This window comes from Peribacillus sp. AS_2, from assembly GCF_026891895.1.
Lineage (GTDB): Bacteria > Bacillota > Bacilli > Bacillales > DSM-1321 > Peribacillus > Peribacillus frigoritolerans.
Genome location: NZ_JAPTGA010000011.1, coordinates 118,267 through 144,377 on the forward strand (window position 1 = coordinate 118,267; position 26,111 = coordinate 144,377).

Sequence of the window (26,111 nt, forward strand, 5' to 3'; positions counted from 1 at the left end):
AAAACGAGGCATCATATCCGGGCAAGAGTTAGATACTTTTAGGATAAACCGTTTGTGCTGTGAAGGAATTAATTATATATTAATCCTTGAGTACATTAATTCATGGATTAAAGTATGATGATAAGAAAAGCCCGGAGGAGACAATCATGAAAAATATCAATACAGAACAAGAATATCGTGAACAAATCAACCAAGAGGGACTGACGGTCGGGATTTTTACGACTACATGGTGCCCGGACTGCAAACGTTTAGACATGTTCATCGATGAGATCACTCAAGAACATCAAGACAAACAGTGGTTTACGATCGATCGTGACGAGTTCCCTGAGATTTCCGAAGAGCAAACGGTAATGGGAATTCCATCACTTTTAGTATTTAAAAATGGGGAAAAGGTTGCGCACCTGCACAGTGCAAATGCTAAAACTCCAGAAGCGGTCAATGAATTTTTAAAAGACCTATAAAAGAAAAGGTGAACCCCATGGTGCTGTAATGAGGGGTTCATCTTTTTTTTTAGAAATTTTTTCTGGAAATGACTTGATTTCTAAGGTGAAACGGGGTTTAATTATAGATACCAAATATCCATTATGGATATATGATATCCACATACATGCTAAAAGAGGTGAAATGATTTGCAATTAACAAAAGGGGTCGAGCAAGCTATATGCATCATCGTTATACTCTCTACCCAGGATAAAAATGTCCCGCTTTCGTCAAATGAGATCAGCAGGCGATTAGAGGTGTCTCCTTCTTATTTGAAAAAAATCATAAGGAAATTGGTCGTAAAGCAGTTAATCACTTCCGTTCCTGGTAATAACGGCGGCCTTACTCTTGCCAAAAGTGTAGATAAGATTAAAAACCTTGAAATTATTGAGGCGATGGAAGGTCCTATTTCGATGTTTCCGGATACAGGACTTATAGAAAAAGCGTTTAAAGATGGAGAGTATGCAGAGAAGGGAATGGACGTCCTTCGTCGGATGTTTTCTCGGGCGGATCAACTTTTAATAGAGTTCTTTTCCAGCCAAACAGTGGCGGATTTGCTTAAAGAAAGCTTTGGCACCACGGACATACCGACTCTTAATTGGAATACCGCGTCATTGAGTGATGTACTGCGTGAAAAGAAAGGTGAAAAGAAGTGAATATGCTTAAACAAGAATGGAAGCTTTTCCTTACGAATCGAAAATTGGTCGGTGTCGCAATCGTTTTACTGTTCGTCCCGATTATTTATGGGGGGTTATTCCTTAGTTCCGCTTGGAATCCATACGGAAAAACAGGCAAATTGCCCGTTGCAGTCGTGAATAAGGATGTAAAGGCGGAATATGAGGGGAAAACCTTAACAGTCGGTAATGAGCTAGTCGAGCAATTAAAGGACAATGATGATTTGGAATGGCATTTCGTAACGGAAAAAGCGGCGAAAAAAGGGTTCGATGATGGTACATATTATATGGTCGTCACCATTCCGGAGGACTTTTCAAAAAATGCTTCTACCGTCATGGATGATGAGCCTAAAAAAATGAATCTGACGTATGATGTGAATCCTGGACGCAGTTTCGTTTCTGAAACGGTCGGGAAACAGGCAACGAATAATTTGAAAACGGAAATTGCCGAAAGTGTCACAAAAGAATATGCGGAAGCGATCTTCTCCCAACTGGATGAAATCGGAGAAGGATTCGGCGATGCGGCAGATGGGGCATCCAAGCTGGATGACGGTGCAAAAAAACTGCATGATGGAAACAAAGAAGTGACGGAAAATCTGAATAAGTTAGCTTCGAGCACATTAACTTTTAAAGATGGAGCGAATAAACTCCAAGTGGGCGTTGGCGAGTTTTTGGAAGGAGCCAACAAGCTTGAAAGTGGCGCGTCGGAATTGAATAAGGGTATTTCACAATATACCTCCGGTGTCGGTCAGTTGCAAAAGGGTGCGAACGAACTCGCATCAGGCACAGGGGAATTAACTAATAATAGTGAAGCACTTATAGAAGGTTCTTCCCAGCTTTCCACTGGGCTGGCCAAAGTGGTTCCAGGAGCGCAAACTTTGAATACTGGATTGGCACAAGCGCAAACAGGCAGTGCGAATTTGAATGATGGGTTGAATCAATTATCACAAAATGCAAGCCAGCTGACGGATCAATCGACAGGAATTCCAAAATTGGCAGCAGGTCAGCAGAGTTTAAATGATGGAATCAATAAACTGGCAGGAGGAAGCCAGGCGCTAAATGACGGGCTGAAAAAAATGGATGGTCAATTGCCCGGAGAAGAACAGCTGGATCAGCTTAAGCAAGGACTGACAAGCATTCAAAGCGGTGTAAATCAATTGCAAGAAGCGGTTCCAGCAGGAAGCAGTGCGTCCGGTACCGTATCCGGCATTACCGAAGACCTCAATAACAGTCAAGCGGCGTTAACGGAACTTCAATCAACGATTGCGAATAATGGTCAGAGCACGATCAGTGCCGTTCAAAACACGGAAGCCTTCAAAAGCATGACCAGTGAACAGCAATCAGAAGTAATCGGAGCCATTCAAAATGAACTTCAAAGCCAAGCGGAGGCACAAAAACGAATTGCATCGGCTCTTGCGGCAAGTGTATCAGACTTATCAACGCAATTAACGGATAAGGTAATGCCTGTATTGAATGGATTAGGGCAGCTTCCGGAACAAGTGGCCCATTTAAATAATGCGGTGAATAAAGTCAATCCAAACGCCGTTTCAGCGTTAAACGGATATACGTCAATAAGGAACGCACTGGAAGAACAATTGATTCCTGGTGCGACCCAATTAAATGGCGGCTTGAATGAAGCTGTAGAAGGCAGCAATCAATTAACGGCGGCAACGCAAAGTTTAAATGAACGGACACCGGAATTAGTGAAGGGGATCAACCAGTTAGCACAAGGCGGTTCCTCGTTGAATAATGGCCTTTCGAAACTAACTGAGGGATCTGGTCAATTGGTTGATGGAGTTTCACAACTGCAAGCAGGTTCATCCTCCTTTGGGAGTGGTCTTGAGAAGTACGCATTTGGTGTTAGCCAAGTTGGAGAAGGGGCAAGCAAACTGGCTAATGGGGCCAATCAACTGGATGCCAACTCAGCGGCCTTGAACGAGGGCTCATCAGCACTTGTTAAAGGAACTGAACAATTGGCAGGCAATCTGCCTACTTTGAGCAATGGGGTCATCCAGCTTGCTGATGGCGCGGGTAAGATCGATGAAGGTTCATCAGCACTTGCTGAAGGTTCCGGTAAATTGGGTGAGGGAATCTCCTCACTTCAAGATGGAACGGTCGAGCTTTCGGAAAAACTCAGTGATGGTGCAAAAGAAATTAGTGAAAATAAAACAACCGATGATAACTACAGCATGATTGCTGAACCGACACAGGTTAAAGAACAAAAAAGCAGTGACGTGCCGAATTATGGTCATGCACTGGCTCCTTATGTCTTGTCTCTAGGGTTATTTGTTGGAGCCATTGCCTTCAATATGGGATTCCCGACAGGCTTGCCTTCTACTAGGCCAACATCAGGAGTGGCATGGTGGTTCAGTAAATTTACGGTCCTATTCATCCAAGCGACGCTTTCTGCATTAGTGTTGGATGCGATCATGATTTGGGGAATGGATTTACAGGTAGAGAACATGGGGCAATTCATTGGGGTTTCCATACTGACTTCCCTAACGTTCATGTTCATCGTTACCTTCTTGACCGTAGGATTTGGAAATCCAGGTCGTTTATTGGCGATGGTATTCCTTGTATTACAGCTAGGTGCAAGCGGAGGAATGTTCCCTGTGGAACTGACAAATAACTTCTTCAGTCATGTTCACCCGTTCATTCCGATGACATACTCTGTCATGGGCTTCCGCCAGGCGATGAGTACGAGCCTTGGGGCGGATGCATTGACAGCAAGTATAGTGTTCCTTACTGGATGCATCATTGTCTTTAATCTGCTGCTATTGCTAACGATGGTCATCAAGAAGCGCAAAGCACATAATATTGAGATGAATGCATAAACAAAAACCCCCGGTGCAATGCGCCGGGGGTTTTCTCATTATGATGGTTCAGTCGTGTCCTTTTCTTTTTCGATGACTTTCAATCCATTTTCCCCTGAATTTTCAATCACATGTTTAAGAATGGATAATTTGTTATCCCAGAATTGATCGTAAAAAGAAAGCCACTGTTTCAATTCCGCTAAAGGTTCCGGCTGAAGCCGAAAGCGTTTCTCTCTTCCTACCTTCCGGCCACTGACCAATTCAGCTTCAGAAAGGATATGAAGATGCTTGGCAATTGCCGTACGGCTCATGGAAAAGTGAGAAGTGATTTCTGAAATGGGTAAATCCCCTTCAGCAAGCAATTGCAGGACCTTTCGGCGGGTTGGGTCGGCGATAGCCTGAAATACATCATGTTTTTCTGATGCAGACACTTAGCCCTCAACAGCCTTTTTAAGACCTTGATTAACGATCTGTTCCCAGCCATGATTCATTCTATCGCGAATCACTGAGCTTTTTTCGTTCGGTTTCGGAAGAATCGTATCAGGCTCTTTCCAGCCGCCATGAATAAGGGTGAACTCCGTTTTGCCATCCACTTCTTTTAAAAGGAAGGAAATGAACCAACCGTCCGTATCCCAACTGAATGAAAGGCGATGAGGAGCATCTAACTCCGTTACCTTACATGGAGATGGGCCGAAGGGTGATTGCACATGGAACTCATGTCCCACTTTCGGTTGAAAATCATTTGGCATGAACCATGAAGCTATGCCCTCTGCAGTAGAAACTGTATCCCAAACTTTTTGGATAGGTGCTTCAAGAATAACCGTCTTCTTGATATCCTGTAATGTATTTTCCATACTGATTCTCCTTTGTAAGTGAAAATATGAAACCAATTGGTTTTGCTTTGTTGATTATATAAAACCTTTTGGTTTCATGTCAATAATTTGTTTCAAGCGATTCCTTTTTATTCATTGCAGGAGGCTTAATTTCCCAACTCTTCGATTTGTTTTGCCAATCCCGTTATATTATCGATTGATTTCATTATCTCTGAATCTTCCAATGCCTTAGGATCAATTTGGCCCTTTTCAATATTATTCAGATATAATTCAATTCCATCTGACAGCTGTTGATTTGAGCTGACGATCTTCTCATGGATGCCTTCAGCGATTTGGGGTGGTTCAGTTGCATTGAATTCTTCAATCTCCGTTTTCATCAATTCCAGTTCTTTTTCAAGATTTGCTCTTGTTTCGGCATTCGTGATGGCATCCTGTGACATGGCGGGAACCTCATTGGCAAAATCCTGAACGGTATTTACATACTCCGTCGCATCATCTGCATACTCCAATGATGAATTGACTTCTTCTAATGCTGAGCATCCGCTTAATGTAAGGATGGACAGCAGAGCAATGGTCATTATTTTTTTCATATATGCCTCCAATGTGATTTTTTTATAGTAAGGATCAGATGGGCAGAAATCTTTTTTTATAAATTGCTGCAATGGAATTGAGTATGAAGCTGGGAATCTTCTTCGGGAAAAACGACTTCGAATAGAATAGGTGAAAAGCACTTTTCAAGTCGTGCCACTGATTACAGGATTTCACTTGCTTAAACCTTGCAACGTCAATGATCTTCACCTTTTTTTCAGAAGTGATGAAGATGTTTCGTAAGTGGATATCCGAAGGGTTCAATCCCTCTTTCCTTGCCAATTGCAGCGCATGGTCAATCTCCGCAATGTTTTCTTCCGTTATCGGGATTCCCAATGTTAAACATTCAAAAAGAGTGTTGCCTTCAATGTGATCTATAACCAGGTAATTTACCCCCGCATCATATAGGGTTGGATAGTATTCGATGGATTGGACGGTTTTGTATATATCAGCTTCAACTTTAGCTGTATGAGTATGATCCGGGAAAAAGACTTTTAATGCTTTATTGGTGGAATGTATTCGGAAAACATATGCGCTTCGGCCTTTTCCGATCAGTGATAAAGATGGGTCGGCATCGAGCAATACATGCTTTTTATCATCGGAAATCTTAACGCTTTGAGCTAATTCGTTATAGTTCTGCATACTTTTCACCTCTATTGTGCAATTTTTCGAATCAAAAAAGACGGTATAACCGATTATTGGTTATACCGTCTTAAATTAAAAGACCTCACCAAATAATCGGCAAGGTCTTGCAAACAACTAAAATCAGTTGCCAATAAAGCCGAGGATTCAATCCTGTACTGACGACTTTATTGTATAGCTACTCCCCTTAACAGAAGGATTCTTATTAGTTATATACAGTAATTATATAGGTCATTGCCTCGATCCGTCAAATATAAGGATCGTGTGCCTACCCTTTATATATATTCGATTTAGGCAGAAAGATGCTCGTATCATTAGCATTAATTTGAGCGGCAAGTAATTATATCAATATACTTAATAGTCATCATGTGCCTGTCGCATAAGTTTCATTGCAAATGTTTCTATATAATTACTTAAATTTCTAGTAGATTACCATTGTGTTACAATCACTTTTATTTCCCTATAGATCTAAAGGAATATGTTATATTTTAGACAAATAAGCATATTTACCTATATTATCATACTGATTTTAACCGATATTTAAATAAATGTTAAAAATATAATTCTTTAGTAGGGAGAATGGGATGAAGAAATTAATTATACCAACTTTCTGTTTTGCAGTGTTGTCCACAGTTGCTTTCGAAGAAAAAATATCTGCAGCTCCACTACATGCCGAACAGGCCAATATTGAGGACGTCATGTTTGTGCAGGTGAATTCCGGATCGCTCAATATGAGAAAAACCGGGGCGGAAGGTGCCAGCATAGTCGCAAAGCTGGCAAATGGCACACAGGTGACGGTGTATTCGGAATCCAAAGGCTGGGCGAAGGTCAAGTTCAATGGAAAAGAAGGATATGTCAGTACCAAGTATTTATCGGCAACGAAGCCAGGGACTTTAACGAAAACAGCAGTAACCATTAAAACGGCAACTAAATATGTGAATGTGAGCACAGGTTCACTTAATATGCGAAAAAGCGGGAGTGATAGTGCCAGCATAGTCGCAAAGCTGACAAGGGGTATACAGGTGACGGTGTATTCGGAATCCAAAGGCTGGGCGAAGGTCAAGGCCAATGGAAAAGAAGGATATGTCAGTACCAAGTATCTATCGGCAACGAAGCCTGGAGCGGTAAAAAAGGCTGCAACGACCGTTAAAACGACAGCGAAATATGTGAATGTGAGCACGGGATCACTCAATATGCGAAAAAGTGGAAAGGCTACCGCAAGCATAGTTGCCATCCTTTCAAAAGGGACGAAAGTGACGGTGTACTCGGAATCCAATGGGTGGGCGAAAATCAAAGCCAATGGAAAGGATGGATATGTCAACACCAAATATCTGTCTGCTTCTAAGCCGGGATCGGGATCAACGGCAGCCACCACTGTAAAACCGACAACGAAATATGTAAACGTGAGCTCTGGGACGCTCAATATGAGAAAAAGCGGATCGGAAAGCGCTAGCATAGTCGCAAAGCTGTCAAAAGGAACGAAAGTGACGGTGTATTCGGAATCCAAAGGCTGGGCGAAGATCAAAGCCAATGGAAAAGAGGGCCATGTCAGTACCAAATATCTATCTGCTACAAAGCCGGGATCGGGATCAACGGCAGTCACGCCAGAAAAAACGACGACGAAATATGTAAACGTAAGCTCTGGAACGCTCAATATGAGAAAAAGCGGGTCGGAAAGTGCGAGCATAGTCGCAAAGCTGTCAAAAGGAACGAAAGTGACGGTGTATTCGGAATCTAAAGGCTGGGCGAAGATCAAAGCCAATGGAAAAGACGGCCATGTCAGTACCAAATATCTATCGATAACAAAACCAGGAACGGGATCAACGGCAATCACGCCTGAAAAAACGACGAAAAAATATGTAAACGTAAGCTCTGGAACGCTCAATATGAGAAAAAGCGGGTCGGAAAGTGCGAGCATAGTCGCAAAGCTGTCAAAAGGAACGGAAGTGACGGTGTATTCGGAATCCAAAGGCTGGGCGAAAATCAAGGCAAATGGGAAGGATGGGTATGTCAGTACTGACTACCTATCAACAGCAAAGCCTGGAACGGACTCCAAACCATCCATACCTGAAATAACGACAACCAAATATGTAAATGTCAGCTCGGGTTCACTGAATATGCGGAATAAGCCTTCGGATAGTGCTTCCGTCATTGTGAAATTGGCAAGGGGTGTAGAGGTAGAAGTCATCTCGGAATCAAATGGCTGGTCAAAAATTAAAGCGTATGGCGGAGAAGGTTATGTCAGTACGAAATATCTATCAGCAACGAAGCCAGGTTCTGTACCGGGACTGAATCCAGATGGAGAAGCAAACACATTAGTTAAATATGTAAATGTAAGTGATGGCTCGAGTCTGAATATGCGTTCAGCAGCATCGGCTTCCGCTTCAATTATAGCCAAGCTTGTAAATAATACGACCGTAACGGTGTATTCAGAGTCTAATGGATGGTCAAGAGTCACGGCCAATGGAAAAACCGGATATGTCAGTACGCAATATTTAACGGCCAAAGCACCGGAAGGTCCGGGAAACTCGAATGGATCGATAATCAGGATCGATAAAGAGTATAATCTTACGATGGAAAAGATGGTTGAAATTCAAATGGCCGTAAACGGTCAGACGGATAAGAAGTATAAAACCTACATACGCGAAGATGGATTAACTTTAATCAATTCAACAAAAGGTACCGTTAAAGGAACCGGATGGCGTGTCAGGGGCGGAGCTGGATCGAATTATTGGGCAGTCGGACCTGTAAGCAATTATCAATCATTGAACATTAAATCAAAAGTAAGGGGCTCTGACGGATATTATTGGTATGAAGTGGACTATAACAAGACATGGGTAAATGCCAGTCCGGAAGATATAGAATATAATCTTAACCCAAATAATTTCGTGAATGATCCAGTCCATTCATTCCAATTCGTCAAGCTCTCCCAAGTCACCAACATGAACGTTTCTGAAGTAAATGATAGAATCCTTTCAGGGAAAGGGATACTACAAGGCAAAGCGGCAACCTTCACTGCGGCAGGGGAAAAATACGGGGTCAATGAAATCTACCTGATTTCACATGCTTTGCTGGAGACCGGGAATGGCACTTCACCATTAGCGACTGGCGTAAAGGTGAACGGGAAAACGGTCTATAATATGTATGGAGTCGGGGCGTTTGACGGAACGGCGCTAAGCAGCGGCGCTCAATACGCCTATAATGCGGGCTGGTTCACTCCCGAAGCGGCCATCATAGGCGGTGCTGAATTCATCGCCAAAGGATATATCTCTGCTGGACAGGACACGCTTTATAAAATGAGGTGGAATCCTACAGCTGCAGAGAAATATGGATATGCATCACACCAGTATGCAACTGATATTGGCTGGGCAACAAAACAAGTGAAACAGATTTATAATTTATATAGTTTATTAGATTCATATAAATTGACGATTGAGGTTCCTAAGTATAAATAACAGGAAAAAACACATGAGTCCGGCTCATGTGTTTTTTTTTGCTACTCAGTTTTATCCTTTTCCAGAATCCCCTTGACGACATCCTCGATCGTCACCGCTCCCAACGCCTTTTCCAAGGCAAGTTCTGCAACGGAAAAGATGGGTTCTATTGTATCTTGTATATTTCTTCCAACAGTGCATGCCGGATTAGGATTTTCATGAATTCCAAATAATTCTTTATCGGAGACAATGTTGACAGCGTGATAAACATCGAGCAAAGTGATATCAGACAATTCCTTGGCCAATGTCGCTCCGGCGATACCCGGCCGAACATTCACTAAACCTGCATTCTTCAGCATGCCAGTGATTTTTCTGATTAAGGCTGGGTTGGTGTTTACACTTTTTGCAATAAAATCGGAAGTGTTAACGCCTTCTTTGTTTATTTCTAAAAGAGATAATATATGGATTCCTACGGAAAAGCGGGTACTGATGGACATCTCTTTTTTCTCTCCTTTAAAATCTCTATTCCTATATAGTATAAATTATTTAACATGTAATTCAAGTGGTTACAAGTTATAATGGCCTGCAAGAATAATATTTATCCATTAACCGTTTCCTTGTCAAGTCACGCCGTTGCTGCAAAGGCAAAAATAAAAAGTATGTGTAATTGACAAACAAGCATGGTGAAACTTATATTATAACGTGTAAATGAATCAGTTACAGGTGAAATGTGCAGGAAGGGGGAATTGAAATCGGCCGCCATGGCTGGGTAAGGAATATCGACACAACTACAAGTGATGGAGGTATATGATGGCTAATAAAAAAAAGGGTAATCAAAAACAATCTTCTGCATTCACGTTTTGGATCATCGGGTTAATCGCTATAATCATTATTGGCTTTATATTTTTAGCAAATGGGAAAAAAGACGAAGATACAGCCGTTAATGAAATCGATTATAAATCACAACCATATTTGGGAGAAAAATCGGCTCCTGTCCAAATAGTGGAATTTGGGGACTATAAATGTCCGGTCTGTAAGACATTCGAGAAGCAATTCTTCCCTTCTATACAAAGTGAATTGATTGATACAGGAAAAGCGCAATTTTATTTCATGAATTATTCGTTCATTAACGTCGATTCAACCAGATCCGCTAAATTCGCGGAAAGTGTTTATCAGGAATTAGGCAATGAGACCTTTTGGGAATTTCATGAGCTTTTGTTCGATAAGCAGCCAGCTGACTTGAAATATGAAAAGGAAGATGTCTTTACGGACAAATTCTTAGAAGAAACATTGAAAGAAATCGCAAATGACAAAGATGTGAAAAAAGTCGTTACCTCGTTTAAAGCCAAAAAGTCCGAGGACCAATGGAACAAGGATATGGAGTTGGCCGACGAATTGGGCGTTACTGGAACACCTTCCTTATTTGTCAATGGCAAGAAGTTTGAAGGAAATACAATCGATGATTTAGTGAAAATGGTTGATGATGCAGCGAAGGAGAAATAGTGATGAACAAGCCTCTATTATTTTCTTGGATCCTGTCCATCATTGCCACTGCCGGAAGTCTCTACTTTAGTGAGGTTCTCCATTATGTACCCTGCACCTTTTGTTGGTATCAAAGGATTCTGATGTACCCGCTCGTCATCTTATTGGGCCGGGCATTTTATGAACAGGACCTGAAAATCTATCGATACATCCTCCCATTATCGATTTTGGGCATGGCGGTGTCAGGGTATCATTATAGTCTGCAAAAAATTCCAGCACTACAGCATTTCGAAATGTGCCAAAGCGGTGTTCCCTGCTCAGGTGAGTATATAAATTGGCTAGGATTCATCACGATCCCGTTTTTGTCCTTCATCGCCTTTACGCTCATCACAATCTGTATGGCACTGCTAATGAAAAAGAAAATCAGCATGTAATAAAGCGCACCATTCTAAAAGGAATGGTGCGTTTTTATTTATATCGGATGAAAATATCGACGAAAATCAGGATATTTCATCAAAACTCGGACTATATCTCCGAAAATTGCAATATATCAGCGAAAATCGGATTATATCGACGAAAAACAGCAACATATCAGCGAAACCTGGATTATATCAGCGAAACTGCGGATATATCTCCAAAATTGCAATATATCAGCGAAAATCGGATTATATCGACGAAAATTAGCAACATATCAGCGGAACCTGGATTATATCAGCGAAACTGCGGATATATCTCCGAAAATTGCAATATATCAGCGAAAATCGGATTATATCCACGAAAAACAGCAACATATCAGCGAAACCTGGATTATATCCACGAAACTGCGGATATATCTCCGAAAATTGCAATATATCCACGAAACTGCGGATATATCTCCGAAAATTGCAATATATCAGCGAAAATCAGATTATATCGACGAAAAACAGCAATATATCTTCGAAACCTGGATTATATCCACGAAACTGCGGATATATCTCCGAAACATCTCTAAATAATAAAGTTGACAAATTGGTAACCTGTAACTTATATTATTACATGTAAGTAATTTAGTTACAATTGATATTTCAAAAACAATATATAGGAGGAATGTAAAATGAAAATCGGTATTATTGGTGCGAGCGGCAAAGCTGGAAGTCTGATTTTAAAGGAAGCATTGACTAGGGGACATGAAGTTACGGCCATTGTCAGGGATGAAGCTAGAGTCCAAATTCAAGGAGCTTCCGTATTGGAAAAAGACGTATTCGATCTGAAAGCAGAGGATATTAAAGTATTCGATGTTGTAGTGAATGCATTTGGCGCTGCTCCGGGGAAAGAACATCTGCATGTGGACGCAGGAAAAATCTTGATTGAAGCAATGAAAGGCGCTCCACAAACGAAACTGATTGTTGTTGGCGGAGCTGGAAGCCTTTTTGTTGACGAAGCAAAAACGATTCGTGTCCTGGATACGCCTGAGTTTCCTAAAGAATACTTTGCAACAGCGTTTAATCAATCCAAAAACCTTGGAGATCTGCAAAACGCCACTGACATACAATGGACGTTCATCAGCCCTTCCGCCTTCTTTGATCCGCAAGGAAATAGAACAGGCGGGTATAAACTGGGTAAAGACAACCTTCTTGTAAACTCAAAGGGCGAAAGCTATGTAAGTTATGCCGATTTTGCCCTTGCAGTACTTGATGAAATTGAAAATCCGCAGCACATCAACCAGCGCTTTACCGTTGTTGCCGAAGCTGAATAATTTAGTGACGTCTCTCTTCTGGGGTGACGTCTTTTTTTTTCGCTAGTAACTTCTGAAATTGGCGCATACTCGTCAAGGAAGCCGATCAAAGAGCTGACGGTGGGCACCGATAGGGAAGAAGCCAAGCGGAAATTTGAAATGGGTGAGATGATCAATAATTGATAAGTCTTTAGATCTATGAGCTTTAAGTAAGAAAATAAGGCCTTTTCCTTAAAATTGGGGAAAGGCCTTAAATATTTTGGTTGCGTTTACAAATGAAGGAATTTTTTCTGTTAATATATTTACAAAAAGAGAGTCTATGTTACTATAAAAAGGATGATTCAGAAAAAATTGGGGAATTTTGTTGATTTATCCTAATGTGAAGGAGTTACAAAGAATGAAAAAAGTTAAAAAGGCCATTATACCTGCAGCGGGATTGGGAACCAGATTCTTGCCCGCAACGAAGGCTATGCCTAAAGAAATGCTGCCAATAGTCGATAAACCAACTATACAATATATTATAGAAGAAGCCGTGAAAGCGGGAATTGAAGATATAATCATTGTCACAGGAAAGAATAAACGAGCGATAGAGGATCATTTTGATAATGCGTACGAACTAGAGAATAACTTAAGTGAAAAAGGGAAATTCGATTTATTGGAGAAGGTGCGATACCCATCCAATTTGGCTAATATCCATTACATTAGGCAAAAAGAACCGAGAGGCCTCGGACATGCTGTTTGGTGTGCACGTAACTTTATTGGTGATGAGCCATTTGCCGTCCTTTTAGGCGATGATATCGTGGAAAGCGATGTGCCCTCCCTGCGTCAATTGATCAACGAATATGATGCGACAGGTTCGTCCATCATTGGTGTGCAGCCGGTGAATGAGAACGAAACACATAGATATGGCATCATCGACCCGCTTACACAAGATGGCAGGAGATACGAAGTGAAACGTTTCGTCGAAAAACCAAAACAAGGAACGGCACCATCCAACTTAGCCATAATGGGAAGATACATACTGACTCCGGAAATATTCGATTTCCTGGCCAAGCAGGAAACAGGGGCTGGCGGTGAAATCCAGTTAACGGATGCCATCCAAAAACTGAATGAAATCCAAAGTGTCTTCGCTTATGATTTTGAAGGGAAACGCTATGATGTCGGAGTTGTCGATGGCTTTGTGAAAACGACAATTGAATTTGCCCTGCAACGTCCCGATTTAAGAGACGACATTTTAAAAGTAATGGAAAATATCCTCGAAATGCACAAGGCAGTGGATAAGTGATCTTTTTAATTTAATAGAGTAATTAGATTAGAAAAAATCTCCAACTATTGATCATTCATAGTTGTTATTTTTGGTTACTGAAATGCAAACATAATTTTGAATGGTGAATATAAATCCATAAAAGGGGATGCCTATTTAGTGAATAAGAAGGTAATAAAAAGAAAAGTCGATTTCCTTAAACAGCCTATTGTTAATTTCCTATTAAAGGAAAATCATCAGCGTGTAAATAGATATGCAAAGTATTATGAGAAATTAAGCATTCAAAAAAACACCATTCTATATGAGAGCCGTGATGGAAACAGTATGACCGACAGTCCATACGCGATGTTTAAATATATGCTGGAAAATCAGGACTATCAAGATTTTGTGCACATTTGGTCCATCCAGGATTTCAGTGTCCTCTCAGGTGTAATGGCGAAGTATAAGGATATGCCGAATGTTCAATTCGTTCAGCGTAATTCAAAGGAATATTTAAAGTGGTTGGCGACAAGTGAGTATTTAATCAATAATTCCACATTCCAGTCTTTCTTCATCCCTAAAAGCGATCAAATTTACATCAATACCTGGCATGGAACGCCCCTTAAGAATATGGGCTTTGATATACCCGGTAACCCTTCGGTCTCTCAAAACGTGGTCAGGAACTTCTTGAGTGCAGATTTCATTTTGAGCCCTAATGCCCATACTACCAACATATTTACACATAGCTATAAGTTAAATGGATTGTATAAAGGTGAAATAATAGAAGAAGGATATCCGAGGATCGATTTGACGCTGAATACGAATCCGGGGGAGTATAAGGATTATTTAAGGACCCTGGGTTTGAAAATCAGTGATGCCAAGGAAAACATTTTATATGCCCCGACTTGGAAGGGGACGAACCTGGCCAAGGTGGATAATGATCTTCTTCAAATCATTGCTGATATTCATTATTTACAAAGTCAAATCGGTGAACAATATAACTTATTAATTAAGGTGCATCCATTTCTATATAAAGAAGCGGCCAAGCATTCGGAAATCAAGGATCGGCTAATACCAGACCATGTGGATACAAATGAATTGCTTGCTGCAGTCGATTTGCTTATCACGGATTATTCCAGCATTTTCTTTGATTACCTTGTTACCGATAAGCCCATTCTATTTTACACTTGGGATACGGACGTTTATGCAGAGCAAAGGGGACAATATCTCCAAAATGACGAACTTCCGGGACCCATGCTGTTTAACTCAAAAGAATTGGCGCTAGCCATTAAAGATATTAAAGATGTGAAATTGAGATATTCCGATAAATATAAAAAAATGCAGGAAAAGTTCACGAACCATGAAGATGGAAAAGTAACAGAGAGAATAGTCAAAAATATATTCAATAAGTCTACGAAACAACTAAACACAATTACCGGGCTGGATTCTGCAAAGGAAAAGATATTAATTTATCCGGGCGGTTTGAGGGATAACGGGATTACATCCTCTTTCCTTAACTTAATGAATAATATTGATTATGATAAATATGATGTCAGCTGTTTTACGGGCACTCCTCACTCATACGAGGTTTTGAAAAATATGGGCAAGGTTAATAAGAATGTGCGTTTTCTATTCAAACCTGGCTTGCCTGTTTATAACATATTGGAAGTCTATAAAGATAAATTCATCCATAACAGAGGGGAAAGAGGTTTCTTAGGGAAGAAGCTTTACCCGGAAAATGCCTATATTAGAGAGCATGCACGTTTATTCGGCAAAACAAAGTTTGATTTTGTTATCGATTTTAGCGGTTATAGCCATTATTGGGCTAAATATCTGCTTGCGGCGGATGCAAAAAAGAAAGTTTGTTATATGCATAATGATTTGCTTTCTGATAGTGAACGCATCATTAACGGAAAAAGACCGCACCGGATTAATCTAAGGGGGATTTTTTCGGTATACAATCGATTTGATAAACTGGTAAGCGTGTCTGAGGGAACGATGGAATTAAACCGAAAGAATCTATTGGAGTATGCAGACTTCGATAAATTTGATTATGTAATGAATTCCATCAACCCGGATAAAATCCTTCAAATCGAGTCAAATGAGCCTGAAGGTAGCGAAAATGATGAAAAGGCGATGATCACAGAAAACTTCAAAGCGAGGGCGATATTAAAGGATGTCAAGGATCATCCTGTTTGGAATACCCTTCCGGGAATTTCGAATGCCGCTCAATTTCCATTGGAAGAACGATTTGAAGGTGCTGAAATCGTGATTTCGAGGAAAACCCATGCTGATCAAAAGACCTTTTATAAATTCAGTCATGACAATCAAATAATAGGCTGGATTAGTGAAGAAGCTGTGGAGCTTCTGCCAGACAGCATCATTTATGAAAAAGAAGTGGATAAAATAGCAAGGTTAGTAAGACCTCGATCGAACTATATTTGGTCCTTGCCGTATAAAGTTGAAGGAACGTACAAAGTTTCCGGCAGTCATGATTTTAAAGGGATCATTGTAAAAGTCGATAGGGAAGCAAAAACCCAGCATTCGATTTATAGCAGAATATCAGTAAAAGACAAGATCATAGGCTGGATAGATAATTCGGCTTTATCCGTGCTTGAACATTGTACAATCAATGAAGACATGAGCTATAATGACAAGCTGCAAATCATGATGAAAAGAAAATATATAATATCGAGAAACTATAAAAACAATAAAAAGTTCATCGATAAGATCGAGAATAGAACGCTGAAGGAAATAAACACCGGTAATCAGAAGTACGGTAAAATAACCAACCCGGAAGATCATACAATCTGGACGAAGGCATATCCGAACTACAAGGCTAAAAGAGTGAGCAAGGCAATCGATTTTGAAGGGCAAATCGTCAGAATCATCAAGTATAATAGAACCAACAAAGGCGGCTATTACCTTTTCGAGATAGACAATAAGATAATAGGCTGGCTAAATACTGGAGCATTTGAAATGATAGAAGAGCCAATGGTGTTAAAGGAACGGGAAGTGCGCGGCACTGCCGAAATTAAATTAGGCGATTATCATATATGGGATAAGCCTTATGGGCTGCAAGATGCCATGGTCTTGGAGAATGGGCCAACCTTTAATGGCCGGATCGTTGAATTCGATAAAGAAGCGGTTACTCAACTTGGTACGTATGCCCATATATCATTGGATGGGGTATCTATAGGCTGGATCGATAGACAGGCGTTAATCGTACAAGAGGTCCATGGGCTGGAAGTGAATGATCAATTCGTTCCATATCCTGATAAAAATGATTTTAACTTTGTCAATATGGGAAGGTTATCCCCTGAAAAAGGGCAAGATAATTTGATTCGTGCATTCGCAGGCTTTCATGGGAAACACAAAAATAGTAAACTGTATATTTTAGGACAAGGACCTTTAAAGGAAGATTTGCAGGCAATCATTGATGAGCTGGACTTAAATCATTCCATTCATCTTTTGGGTCAGCTTGAAAATCCATTTTCGTTCATGGAAAAATGTGACTGCTTCGTTCTTTCCTCACATTATGAAGGCCAGCCTATGGTATTATTGGAGGCAATGACCTTAGGAATGAAAATCATGGCTACTGATATAGTGGCTAACCGGACCGTTTTGGAAAACGGTAAATATGGTTTGCTTGTCGAAAATAGCATAGATGGACTGGAAAAGGGCTTATCTACCATGGTTAGTGATGATAATCCTGAACTAGCGAAGTTTGATTACACCCAATATAATGGACTGGCCATGGAAACCTTCAATAAATGCTTATAAAACGGGAGAGGTCCTTTAATTAGACCTCCCACTAATGACATATGCGAGATTTAAAGATTCATTCAAGCTTAAAGTAAAAGGGGTAATACTATATGATTTTGGTCGTTGGCGGTGCAGGATATATTGGAAGCCATCTTGTAAAAGAGTTAGTGAAAACTGAAGAGGTTGTCATTCTGGATAATCTCTCAACTGGATTTCGTTCGCTGGTTGATTCGAAGGCCACCTTGGTGGAAGGGAATTTAGGGGACGAAGCGGTCTTGAATGAAATTTTCCTTAAGTATCCGATTAAAGCGGTCATGCACTTTGCCGCTAATAGCTTGGTCGGGGAGTCTGTTCAAGATCCTTATAAATACTATGATAATAATGTAGGTGCAACTCTTACATTATTGAATACCATGCTTAAGCATGATGTTAAGAATTTCATTTTTTCATCAACGGCAGCTACATACGGGATACCAAATGCGGATATGATTGATGAAGGTCAGCCAACGAATCCGATTAACCCATATGGCCGCTCTAAATTGATGGTGGAACAGATCTTAGGGGACTTTGCAAAGGCATATGGACTTCATTATGTCGTCTTGCGTTACTTCAATGCGGCCGGAGCACATGCGTCAGCAGAAATCGGTGAAAGCCATGATCCGGAAACACACCTGATTCCAATCATTTTACAGCATTTATTAGGTCAACGTGAGAAGATTTCCGTGTTTGGTACGGACTATGACACAGAAGATGGCACATGCATTCGTGATTATATCCATGTAACGGATCTAGCCCAAGCTCATATAATCGCGCTTCAAGCCCTATTAACCGGGAAGAAGGATACGGCCATCTACAACCTTGGGAATGGAAAAGGATTTTCGGTTAAGGATGTAATCGACACTTGCGAAAAAGTCACAGGAGTTAAACCGACAGTTGAGTATGCAGACCGTCGCCCTGGAGATCCAGCCCGCCTGGTTGCTTCGGCCGACAAGATATATGAAGAACTCGGTTGGAAGGCATCGATAAATTTGGAAGAAATCATTGAAAGTGCGTGGAAATGGCATAAATCTCAAATGAATTAATGGTCACTTAGGGCTCGGTATTCATTTCGGACTGTAGACAAACTCGAAGAAAAAAACGAGTTTGCCTGCAGTTTTTTTATTTGAAGAATGTTCCAGCTGTTTTCAGAAATCCGCCCCCTTTCCGCCAACTGTCTGAAAGCCCCAAGCGCCTGCTGTGTCGGGTCTTGGCTAGCCAGTAATACGGCAGTTTTCATTCTAAGCTTGAAGAGCTTTCCGGATTGATTTTTTCAGGGCTTTTACAAAATTTTGACGTGTTTCTTCGGTTAATTCCAATAGGGAAAGGTACGGATTTAAATCTTCCAGCTCTACTAATAAAAGTTCACCTTGCTCATTCCGACAGGCATCTACTCGTTGGATGCCCCAATCAAGATTGTTCCAATCAATAAATCGTTTAGCAAAAGCCAGGTCTGCTTCAGTAGGGACATATTCTTTTAATTCCCATCTTTTCTCTTTATCAGGCGCATAGAGGCCGTATTGAAATTCCTTATCGATAAAATAAAAAGAGACTTCATACTCAAAGTTGATAAATGGCTGTACCAATGTGTTCTTTGATTTTGCATCCATTTTATCTCCCAATTCTTCTTTCGCGGCAAATTCCAAACCGATGGAATCCGCGCCATCTTTAGGCTTCACTATATACGCTTCCACATTGGGAAGTTTATGTAAAGATTCAAGTGTATCGATGGTCGGAATGACAGGGAATTGGGCATTCGTCAGTTCAATTAAGTATTCCTTCCCGTTCATATCAGCCTTTCCAACAAATGAGTTGTATGTTTTCAAATGGCCAGAAGCCACTCTATTACGGAATGCTAGATATTTGTCTTTAAAATTGGCTACTGGACCGGCATTTCGAAAGACGATCAAGTCAAAATCCTTTTCAAACGTTTCAATGTCTTCAGGATGGCAAAGCACTAACTGAAAATCCTCCCTAAGCTTCGAGGTAAGAAACAAATCCTCCTCATAATAATTTCTTCCTTTTGCCTCATAGTATAAATCCGTTACGAATAATAGTGTCTGCATGACTCCTGCACCCGCTTTCCCGATATTTTCATTGATTGGTTTACATACAAAAAATCCCGTCTCATTAAGAGACGAGATTTGAACTCGCGGCACCACTCTTGTTTAATAATTAAACACACGTCCCATTTAACGGGGGGAAACCGGTAAAGCTTACTGAAGCTTCGGCTTTACTTCTCGGGGATGATATTCGGTCAGATTCTGGACACTGGCTTTCAGCAAAGCACCAGCTCTCTTTGGAACAGAATGATAACGTACTCCTTCCCTTCATGGAATTTTACATTTGATGAATTTGAGTAATTGTATAATAGTCAGAAAATAAAATCAATGGTTGTTTCACTTACTATAGGACGAAAAGGGAATATGGATAGAGATATAGAATTACTATTCAAGTGAAGCACCATCATTTAATAGGAGATGTTAGATTTGAAAACGGTAAGGGTTTTTCATTACGATGCGTTCAGCAGTAAACCGAATAAAGGAAATCCGGCAGGTGTGGTTTTAGATGCGGATGGACTGACCGAAAAGGAAATGCAGGATATAGCGATGAAGGTGGGGTTCAATGAAACCTCTTTTCCGATGGAATCCGATATTGCCGATCTTAGGATCCGTTTTTTTACACCGGGACACGAAATGAATCTTTGCGGACACGCGACAATGGCAACTATCCATGCACTGAAGACCAGGGGATTATTGGATAAAGATGAGCTGATGATTGAAACAGGAGCGGGAATATTGCCAATCAAGATCCATGCGACGGCGGGGCCTGATATATATATTACGATGAAACAGGCCGCGCCGCAGTTTGAAGCGTTTAACGGAGATAAAGCAGGCTTAGCCAGTTCTCTCGGCCTTGATATAGAAGATCTGGAAAGTGAATTACCTATTGTTTATGGAAGTACAGGTTTATGGACTTTACTGGTTCCGGTAAAGGAAAGAAGTTCATTTAAAAGGATGAAGGCCAACAATAGCCTGTTTCCGCAAATATTAAAGAAAATGCCAAGAGCTTCCGTTCATCCCTTTTGCCTGGAAACGTACGATAATGATGCCCATATGCATGCCCGGCATTTTTCCTCGCCCTTTTCAGGTACGCTTGAAGACCCGGTTACAGGAACGGCTTCAGGTGTAATGGGCGCTTATTATGCAAAATACATAAAGGGTGATCTTGAAGATGAGGTGCATCTGTTAATCGAACAGGGGCATGAAATCGGAAAGGATGGCAGAGTTCGCGTTACAGCTACCAAGAACGATGGCACATATGATATTGAAATCACCGGGAATGCTGTCTACGTTAAAGAATTTGAAGTGGAAGTCTAAAGACATAATGAGATACAAGCCTGAAAAAGTATATTGAAAAAACCCTGTGCCAGGACGTTACGTGTCTTAGCGCAGGGTTCTTGTAAATCAGAAACACGGGGTGGAAGTGCCAATCGCTGTCCTTTAGATGAGGGTCACGCCGCTAAGATCAACCTTTGCTCCATGTAAAAAGTTGTAAGTGAGTTTATCCATCGAAGCTCCAGTAAAGTCGATTTTCTTTAAATCGGACATCCGAAATTGAACATTGATGAGGGTGGCATCGCGGAATGATGCCTTTCTCAATGAAGAGCCTTCGAAAATGGTTTGTTTGAAAGTTTCCCCATCGAATATAAGTCCAGATAAATTACAGCTTTTAAAATGGGTTTTATTATAAATGCTGTTCTTGAAAGTTACGCCTTTTAAATTGGCACTTTTAAATAAGGTGCCAGTTAAATTGGCGTTTTCAAAGATGCAATGATCTAAGTTACTGTTTTTAAATGTGCTGTTCGTCAGGTCGGAATGGCTGAAGTCAGAACGGCTTAAATCGCAGGAATTGAACTTCCCATCATGGACCGAAACCGAGCGGAAGTCGGAATCCAATAAGCGATGCCTGGAATAGTCCATGCTTATCGCCTGCTCAAGGACATTGTATTGCAGATTGAGTGATTCCATGAGCTCTGATACCTCCCCAATCGAATCAACAGTCAGCTTAAACGCTTCCTGTTCACTGGCACCATTCCTTCTATGGTCATCGTATTTTTCCAGTAAGTTTTGCAGCAGTTCTTCTTCCAATTCCGTTGCTGTTTTTGCACTTTTGTACGGGGCAAAAATGCTATGAACATGTGCATTCAGTTTTTCAATCACCTTTCATCTTCCCTTCTTAGAGAAGGCGCTCAAGTATTCGCTTGGCCTGCTCCCAGTCATTTTTATTTTGGATATATGTGTTTTCCCCGATTGGGGTGATTTTGTAATATTTCCTTCTTCCGCCTTGTGTGGCATCTCCCCAATAAGAGATGATGCATCCATCCTTTTCCAGTCGTTTTAGGCTGGAGTACATCGTCGCTTCCTTAATTTCATATTGCTCGTTGGAATTCGTATATATCAGTTTGCTGATTTCATAACCATATTTATCGCCACTTTGCAGGAGTTTCAGAATCATCGTATCTACATGTCCGCGAAGCAAGTCAGAGGATAGTTGTCGTTGAACCAAATCCTCACCTCCTTTGGTATATCTTATAGTATATTACTATGACAGTCAAGGTAGTTTGGTTACTATGGATCATACAGATTTGGAGGGTTTATGAAAAGAAACATGCCAATTTTCGTGAATCACTGCATCGCATACTTTTTAATTGTACTAATTTTCCATCCGCTTGGAAGGGATTTATGATGTTTCATGGAAGAAGTAAGTAAGGGGGTGGGCATGTTGAATAATTCGTGGAATAAAGTGATTTATAAATTTTGGTCGCCCGTTTATGACAAAATCTTCAACTCTCATCTCTTTTTAGATGCCAGGAAAAGAATGTTTGAAGAGCTGGATTTTCATGATCATGCAAAGGTCCTGTTTGTGGGCGTAGGTACGGGGGCCGATTTGGAGTTAATCAAAAACCTTGACCTTGAGATAACGGCAATAGACCTGTCAGCGGATATGTTAAAAAAAGCGATGGGGAAATTTGATGATGCATCGATCAAGTTCCTCGAGATGGATGCACAGCATATGGAATTCACTAATGAATCGTTTGACTATGTAGTGGGAAGTTTGGTTCTTTCCGTCGTACCTGATGCCAATGAATGTCTTCGGGAAATGATCAGGGTTGTAAAAGGCGAGGGGAAAATAATACTATTCGATAAGTTTATTTCTAAAGATGAAATTCTTTCAGTGCCCAAAAAGCTTCTGAGGCCGATCATTCAATTTTTAGGAACGGATATTGGCTTGAGGTTTGAAGACTTGTTCAGTGGACATGGGGATATTATGGAAATTGAAGAAGATCGGCCGATCATGCTGAATGGAATGTATAGAAAGATAATCATCAGTAAACGGTTATGAGGAGGGGTGTTCAAGGTCGATACCACATAGAGCTGAGTGTTGTTTTTGAAAGCTAAACCGGATTCGCTGTAAAGAGCATGTAATATTTGACATGCATGTATAAAACCCATGTCTTCACTAACATGGTTAATGAGCTGATCATCGGGTTATGGAGTAAGAACGGATCGTACCATCAGAAGGCAGTTTACATGCATAATTGATACCTTTAAATTCCAGTGAACATTATATAAACAACAAGGTCCAATGGTGTCTGAACGTCATATGTAACGAATTTTTTATGCGGCTGTTACAGAGGCAACGGGCGAAATCAGTATAATTAAATCGTGGGATAAAATGGAAGAGGTGATGGTTTTGTCGGAGACGATTACAACCTATGAAGATCTATTGAACATGCTGGACTCATTATTGCGTGAACCAACTGGATTCTGGAATGGTTTTTATGAAGACCGCTCAAAAGGGGTTCCCTTTTTCGAAAATTACCCTGATGAGAATTTGGTTTCATATTTTGATGGTGGGTTAATTGGGCCAGGGAAGGTTCTTGAGCTTGGATGCGGACCTGGCAGAAATGCCATTTACCTTGCTCAAAAGGGCTGTTCTGTTGATGCGGTGGACCTTTCGAAGGAAGCCGTTGAATGGGGAAAAGAACGGGCAGGAGATAAAAATGTCCAAGTGAACTTCATTCAAAGGAATATATTTGATTTGGATATTGCAAAAGGACAATATGACTTCGTATATGATTCAGGTTGTTTTCACCATATTGCCCCACATCGAAGGATGAATTATTTGGAGATGGTGAAAAACGCGTTAAGGCCTAAGGGATTGTATTCGATCACTTGTTTTGTCGAAGGCGGCATTTTGGGTGGTGCCGATATTTCAGATTGGGAAGTATATAGGCAAAGAAGCCTTAAAGGCGGTTTAGGCTTTACTGAAGAAAAACTCAGAATGATCTTCAAGGAATTCGAAGTGGTGGAAATACGGAAAATGAGGAAAATGGAACAATCGGATGAAACCTTTGGGGTGCAAGGTTTATGGACGGCTTTATTTATGAAATGAGAAGGAGAAATGGTTTTAAACCGAAGGATCTGGGATCAGGTCCTTTTTTGCGTGGAAATTGTTAACAAAAAACAAAAATGGTAAACTATAACAACACTATAAAGTTTTGGGAACAGGTATTTACCAGAATGATAGATGAAGGCGTTTGCTGATCTTTTTTTTAAAACATGGTTTCAAAAACAGCTGGGAAGGTATATGGAAAGAGGGAGCCATCAGGAATCAGAGAGCTTAAGGTTTTAAGTATGGAAGAGGTTGTCTTTGATGCTTGCTGTTTTGATAAATTAGATTTATCGATTGCTTTTTATAAAAACTAAATAGGAGGAGTTTATGCACGTAAATAAAGAATTATATGCCTTTTTATTGGGTGTGGCAGCACAATTGACTGAGGATTGGTACGCATCCTTGAATAAAAGTGATAGTACTGGTGTATATTGCTCAACCGATCCCAAAGTGATTAAAAAACTTAAGCAGCAAAATAATGAATTCCATTTACGTTTCTTTCAGGTCTTTGATAAAGAGGAGAGGGAATTCTTTAAGCAGCTTGGTGATTGGATTGAAGCGATCGGTCAGGATGAGCAGCATTTAAACACACCCATCTATTTTATATTGAGGGAGTTTTTCCGTACGCAAGAGCAATACCTGGGTTATATTGACCGGTTTGTGAAATTGCATGGAGATCAATATACACAGGAGGAAATAAACTCCTGGTACCGGATAGTGGTGAAGGTGATCAGTGAAGTGATGGAGAGGTTTACGGAAGCGAATCATAGGTATGCCAATAAAATCATGAAAGCCCAACAGGCAACGATCGATGAATTGAGCACACCCATCATTTCCCTTAAAGATAACACGGCATTGCTTCCCCTGATAGGCGATATTGACACGACGAGGGGCATGTCCTTGCTTGAAAACACCTTACAAAAGTGCGCTGAAAAAAATGTCACCAGACTTTTCATTGACCTATCCGGCGTTCATTCAATAGATAGCGGATCCGCACACCAGCTGTCTCAATTGATTGAATCCTTGCATTTGATCGGAATTCAAACGACCCTTTCAGGACTTCGGCCGGAAATAGCCATGACTGCCGTTAAGCTTCAACTGCCTTTTGATAAAGTGACGATAAAATCCACTCTTGCCCAAGCGATCAGTACGATAAAATAATACATACTTACCCTGGGCTCGGGATGTTCGTTATACATTTGCATCGAGAAGGCCTCCATATGGCGGTCTTCTCGTATGTATTAGCCTTCAAAAGGAGCAAGAGCCGGAACCTGCCGGATTTTATTCAATATTGGCAAAGACGGCCAGATCTTCTTTATTGCCAACCACTAAAAGCATATCTTTTTCATGGATATCCTGATCCGGTGACGGTGCTATGATAATTTCTCCATTACTCACGATGGCAATGACGCTGATATTATATTTTGCCCGTAAATCAAGCTCCCTGAGGCTTTTTCCCTTCATGCTCATGGGGAGGATGATTTCCTCGATATTGTATTCTTTAGAAAGCTCTATGTAGTTCAGCATGTTAGGGGAAAGGAGCTGGTTCGCGACCCGTTCCCCCATATCCCTCTCAGGGTAGATGACCCAGTCGGCACCGACTTTTGTCAGCACCTGACCGTGATTTTTATTAAGTGCCTTGGCAATCACCTTTTTGATCCCAAGCTCTTTTAAAAGCAAGGTAGTTAAAATGCTCGATTGCATGTCATTTCCGATGGCTACGATGACACAATCGAAATTACGGATTCCGATTGCTTTCAATGTCTCTGCTTCGGTCGTATCCGCCATGACGGCATGGGTAACGTTCAGTTCCGCATTCTCGAGTCTTTCCTCGTTCACATCAATACCCAAAACCTCTTGGCCTGCCGTATATAATCTATGGGCCACACTGGTTCCGAATCTGCCTAAACCTATCACGGCGTATTGTCGTTTTCCCATCTTTTACACT

General features: G+C 40.9%; 23 protein-coding genes and 1 other annotated feature. Of the genes, 14 read left to right on the plus strand and 9 right to left on the minus strand.

The window, feature by feature from the left end:
• The first annotated feature begins 98 nt into the window (after window positions 1–98).
• The 3 genes from OTG27_RS19525 to OTG27_RS19535 all read left to right on the plus strand — a co-directional run bounded on the left by OTG27_RS19525 (window position 99) and on the right by OTG27_RS19535 (window position 3,988).
• The gene (locus OTG27_RS19525) at window positions 99–461 is read left to right on the plus strand and encodes a thioredoxin family protein (RefSeq protein ID WP_371748549.1); all 363 of its coding nucleotides are present in this window, start codon (window positions 99–101) and stop codon (window positions 459–461) included.
• A 168-nt stretch (window positions 462–629) separates the two neighbouring features.
• Window positions 630–1,136 (plus strand): Rrf2 family transcriptional regulator, encoded by a 507-nt coding sequence (locus OTG27_RS19530; protein ID WP_063574903.1) that lies wholly within the window; start codon window positions 630–632, stop codon window positions 1,134–1,136.
• A gap of 2 nt (window positions 1,137–1,138) precedes the next feature.
• A complete protein-coding gene (locus tag OTG27_RS19535; RefSeq protein ID WP_268937846.1) occupies window positions 1,139–3,988 on the plus strand; it encodes a YhgE/Pip domain-containing protein in 2,850 nt (949 codons plus the stop codon).
• A gap of 38 nt (window positions 3,989–4,026) precedes the next feature.
• On the opposite strand, the gene OTG27_RS19540 is transcribed toward OTG27_RS19535, so the two are convergent.
• The 4 genes from OTG27_RS19540 to OTG27_RS19555 form a co-directional block, all read right to left on the minus strand.
• Window positions 4,027–4,398: an ArsR/SmtB family transcription factor gene (locus tag OTG27_RS19540; RefSeq protein WP_063589905.1), complete on the minus strand. Its 372-nt coding sequence runs from the start codon at window positions 4,396–4,398 to the stop codon at window positions 4,027–4,029.
• A complete protein-coding gene (locus OTG27_RS19545) occupies window positions 4,399–4,827 on the minus strand; it encodes an SRPBCC family protein (protein WP_106027645.1) in 429 nt (142 codons plus the stop codon).
• A 119-nt stretch (window positions 4,828–4,946) separates the two neighbouring features.
• Window positions 4,947–5,390: a DUF6376 family protein gene (locus tag OTG27_RS19550; protein WP_054399099.1), complete on the minus strand. Its 444-nt coding sequence runs from the start codon at window positions 5,388–5,390 to the stop codon at window positions 4,947–4,949.
• A gap of 34 nt (window positions 5,391–5,424) precedes the next feature.
• On the minus strand, window positions 5,425–6,030 hold the full coding sequence (locus OTG27_RS19555; protein ID WP_063574906.1) for a protein kinase family protein: 606 nt from the start codon (window positions 6,028–6,030) through the stop codon (window positions 5,425–5,427).
• Window positions 6,031–6,614: 584 nt separating this feature from the next.
• On the opposite strand from OTG27_RS19555, the gene OTG27_RS19560 reads away from it, so the two are divergent.
• A complete protein-coding gene (locus OTG27_RS19560) occupies window positions 6,615–9,485 on the plus strand; it encodes an SH3 domain-containing protein (protein WP_268937813.1) in 2,871 nt (956 codons plus the stop codon).
• Window positions 9,486–9,526: 41 nt separating this feature from the next.
• Here OTG27_RS19560 and OTG27_RS19565 read toward each other — a convergent pair whose 3' ends face one another.
• The gene (locus OTG27_RS19565) at window positions 9,527–9,961 is read right to left on the minus strand and encodes an Rrf2 family transcriptional regulator (protein ID WP_057279116.1); all 435 of its coding nucleotides are present in this window, start codon (window positions 9,959–9,961) and stop codon (window positions 9,527–9,529) included.
• 313 nt (window positions 9,962–10,274) lie between these two features.
• Here OTG27_RS19565 and OTG27_RS19570 point away from each other — a divergent pair, with 313 nt between their 5' ends.
• From OTG27_RS19570 to galE, 6 genes are all read left to right on the plus strand, one after another.
• A complete protein-coding gene (locus tag OTG27_RS19570; RefSeq protein WP_268937814.1) occupies window positions 10,275–10,967 on the plus strand; it encodes a DsbA family protein in 693 nt (230 codons plus the stop codon).
• A gap of 2 nt (window positions 10,968–10,969) precedes the next feature.
• A complete protein-coding gene (locus OTG27_RS19575) occupies window positions 10,970–11,380 on the plus strand; it encodes a disulfide oxidoreductase (protein ID WP_063574908.1) in 411 nt (136 codons plus the stop codon).
• 659 nt (window positions 11,381–12,039) lie between these two features.
• Window positions 12,040–12,681, plus strand: coding sequence for an NAD(P)-dependent oxidoreductase (locus OTG27_RS19580; protein ID WP_268937815.1), 642 nt, complete (start codon window positions 12,040–12,042; stop codon window positions 12,679–12,681).
• Window positions 12,682–13,057: 376 nt separating this feature from the next.
• Window positions 13,058–13,945 carry a UTP--glucose-1-phosphate uridylyltransferase GalU gene (galU, locus tag OTG27_RS19585; RefSeq protein WP_268937816.1) on the plus strand — a complete coding sequence of 296 codons (888 nt, stop codon included), beginning with the start codon at window positions 13,058–13,060 and terminating at the stop codon, window positions 13,943–13,945.
• 138 nt (window positions 13,946–14,083) lie between these two features.
• Window positions 14,084–17,686, plus strand: coding sequence for a CDP-glycerol glycerophosphotransferase family protein (locus OTG27_RS19590; protein ID WP_268937817.1), 3,603 nt, complete (start codon window positions 14,084–14,086; stop codon window positions 17,684–17,686).
• A gap of 92 nt (window positions 17,687–17,778) precedes the next feature.
• On the plus strand, window positions 17,779–18,750 hold the full coding sequence (gene galE / locus OTG27_RS19595; protein ID WP_098937533.1) for a UDP-glucose 4-epimerase GalE: 972 nt from the start codon (window positions 17,779–17,781) through the stop codon (window positions 18,748–18,750).
• Between the two features lie 195 nt (window positions 18,751–18,945).
• Here galE and OTG27_RS19600 read toward each other — a convergent pair whose 3' ends face one another.
• Window positions 18,946–19,770, minus strand: coding sequence for an ATP-grasp domain-containing protein (locus OTG27_RS19600; protein ID WP_268937818.1), 825 nt, complete (start codon window positions 19,768–19,770; stop codon window positions 18,946–18,948).
• Between the two features lie 64 nt (window positions 19,771–19,834).
• Window positions 19,835–20,047 (minus strand) — a binding site (T-box leader).
• A gap of 146 nt (window positions 20,048–20,193) precedes the next feature.
• Between OTG27_RS19600 and OTG27_RS19605 the strand changes: the two genes are divergently transcribed.
• On the plus strand, window positions 20,194–21,084 hold the full coding sequence (locus OTG27_RS19605; RefSeq protein WP_268937819.1) for a PhzF family phenazine biosynthesis protein: 891 nt from the start codon (window positions 20,194–20,196) through the stop codon (window positions 21,082–21,084).
• A gap of 123 nt (window positions 21,085–21,207) precedes the next feature.
• Here the strand turns inward: OTG27_RS19605 and OTG27_RS19610 are convergent, their stop codons facing one another.
• Window positions 21,208–21,927: a pentapeptide repeat-containing protein gene (locus OTG27_RS19610; RefSeq protein ID WP_268937820.1), complete on the minus strand. Its 720-nt coding sequence runs from the start codon at window positions 21,925–21,927 to the stop codon at window positions 21,208–21,210.
• A gap of 16 nt (window positions 21,928–21,943) precedes the next feature.
• Window positions 21,944–22,222, minus strand: coding sequence for a PadR family transcriptional regulator (locus tag OTG27_RS19615; protein WP_222620182.1), 279 nt, complete (start codon window positions 22,220–22,222; stop codon window positions 21,944–21,946).
• A gap of 267 nt (window positions 22,223–22,489) precedes the next feature.
• On the opposite strand from OTG27_RS19615, the gene OTG27_RS19620 reads away from it, so the two are divergent.
• The 3 genes from OTG27_RS19620 (at window position 22,490) to OTG27_RS19630 (ending at window position 25,324) form a co-directional block, all read left to right on the plus strand.
• Entirely contained in the window at window positions 22,490–23,110 is a 621-nt protein-coding gene (locus OTG27_RS19620; protein WP_268937821.1) for a class I SAM-dependent methyltransferase, read from the plus strand.
• A gap of 351 nt (window positions 23,111–23,461) precedes the next feature.
• On the plus strand, window positions 23,462–24,163 hold the full coding sequence (locus OTG27_RS19625) for a class I SAM-dependent methyltransferase (protein ID WP_063574915.1): 702 nt from the start codon (window positions 23,462–23,464) through the stop codon (window positions 24,161–24,163).
• Window positions 24,164–24,490: 327 nt separating this feature from the next.
• Window positions 24,491–25,324, plus strand: a complete 834-nt coding sequence (locus tag OTG27_RS19630) for an STAS domain-containing protein (protein ID WP_268937822.1) — start codon at window positions 24,491–24,493, stop codon at window positions 25,322–25,324.
• Between the two features lie 120 nt (window positions 25,325–25,444).
• On the opposite strand, the gene OTG27_RS19635 is transcribed toward OTG27_RS19630, so the two are convergent.
• Window positions 25,445–26,101: a potassium channel family protein gene (locus tag OTG27_RS19635; protein WP_268937823.1), complete on the minus strand. Its 657-nt coding sequence runs from the start codon at window positions 26,099–26,101 to the stop codon at window positions 25,445–25,447.
• Between the last annotated feature and the right edge of the window lie 10 nt (window positions 26,102–26,111).

Coding starts and splice junctions, on each gene's coding strand:
- OTG27_RS19535 (WP_268937846.1), top strand. CDS start 1,139: ATGCTTAAACAAGAATGGAAGCTTTTCCTTACGAATCGAAAATTGGTC.
- OTG27_RS19550 (WP_054399099.1), bottom strand. CDS start 5,390: ATGAAAAAAATAATGACCATTGCTCTGCTGTCCATCCTTACATTAAGC.
- OTG27_RS19555 (WP_063574906.1), bottom strand. CDS start 6,030: ATGCAGAACTATAACGAATTAGCTCAAAGCGTTAAGATTTCCGATGAT.
- OTG27_RS19560 (WP_268937813.1), top strand. CDS start 6,615: ATGAAGAAATTAATTATACCAACTTTCTGTTTTGCAGTGTTGTCCACA.
- OTG27_RS19565 (WP_057279116.1), bottom strand. CDS start 9,961: ATGTCCATCAGTACCCGCTTTTCCGTAGGAATCCATATATTATCTCTT.
- OTG27_RS19570 (WP_268937814.1), top strand. CDS start 10,275: ATGGCTAATAAAAAAAAGGGTAATCAAAAACAATCTTCTGCATTCACG.
- OTG27_RS19575 (WP_063574908.1), top strand. CDS start 10,970: ATGAACAAGCCTCTATTATTTTCTTGGATCCTGTCCATCATTGCCACT.
- OTG27_RS19580 (WP_268937815.1), top strand. CDS start 12,040: ATGAAAATCGGTATTATTGGTGCGAGCGGCAAAGCTGGAAGTCTGATT.
- galU (WP_268937816.1), top strand. CDS start 13,058: ATGAAAAAAGTTAAAAAGGCCATTATACCTGCAGCGGGATTGGGAACC.
- galE (WP_098937533.1), top strand. CDS start 17,779: ATGATTTTGGTCGTTGGCGGTGCAGGATATATTGGAAGCCATCTTGTA.
- OTG27_RS19600 (WP_268937818.1), bottom strand. CDS start 19,770: ATGCAGACACTATTATTCGTAACGGATTTATACTATGAGGCAAAAGGA.
- OTG27_RS19615 (WP_222620182.1), bottom strand. CDS start 22,222: ATGATTCTGAAACTCCTGCAAAGTGGCGATAAATATGGTTATGAAATC.
- OTG27_RS19630 (WP_268937822.1), top strand. CDS start 24,491: ATGCACGTAAATAAAGAATTATATGCCTTTTTATTGGGTGTGGCAGCA.
- OTG27_RS19635 (WP_268937823.1), bottom strand. CDS start 26,101: ATGGGAAAACGACAATACGCCGTGATAGGTTTAGGCAGATTCGGAACC.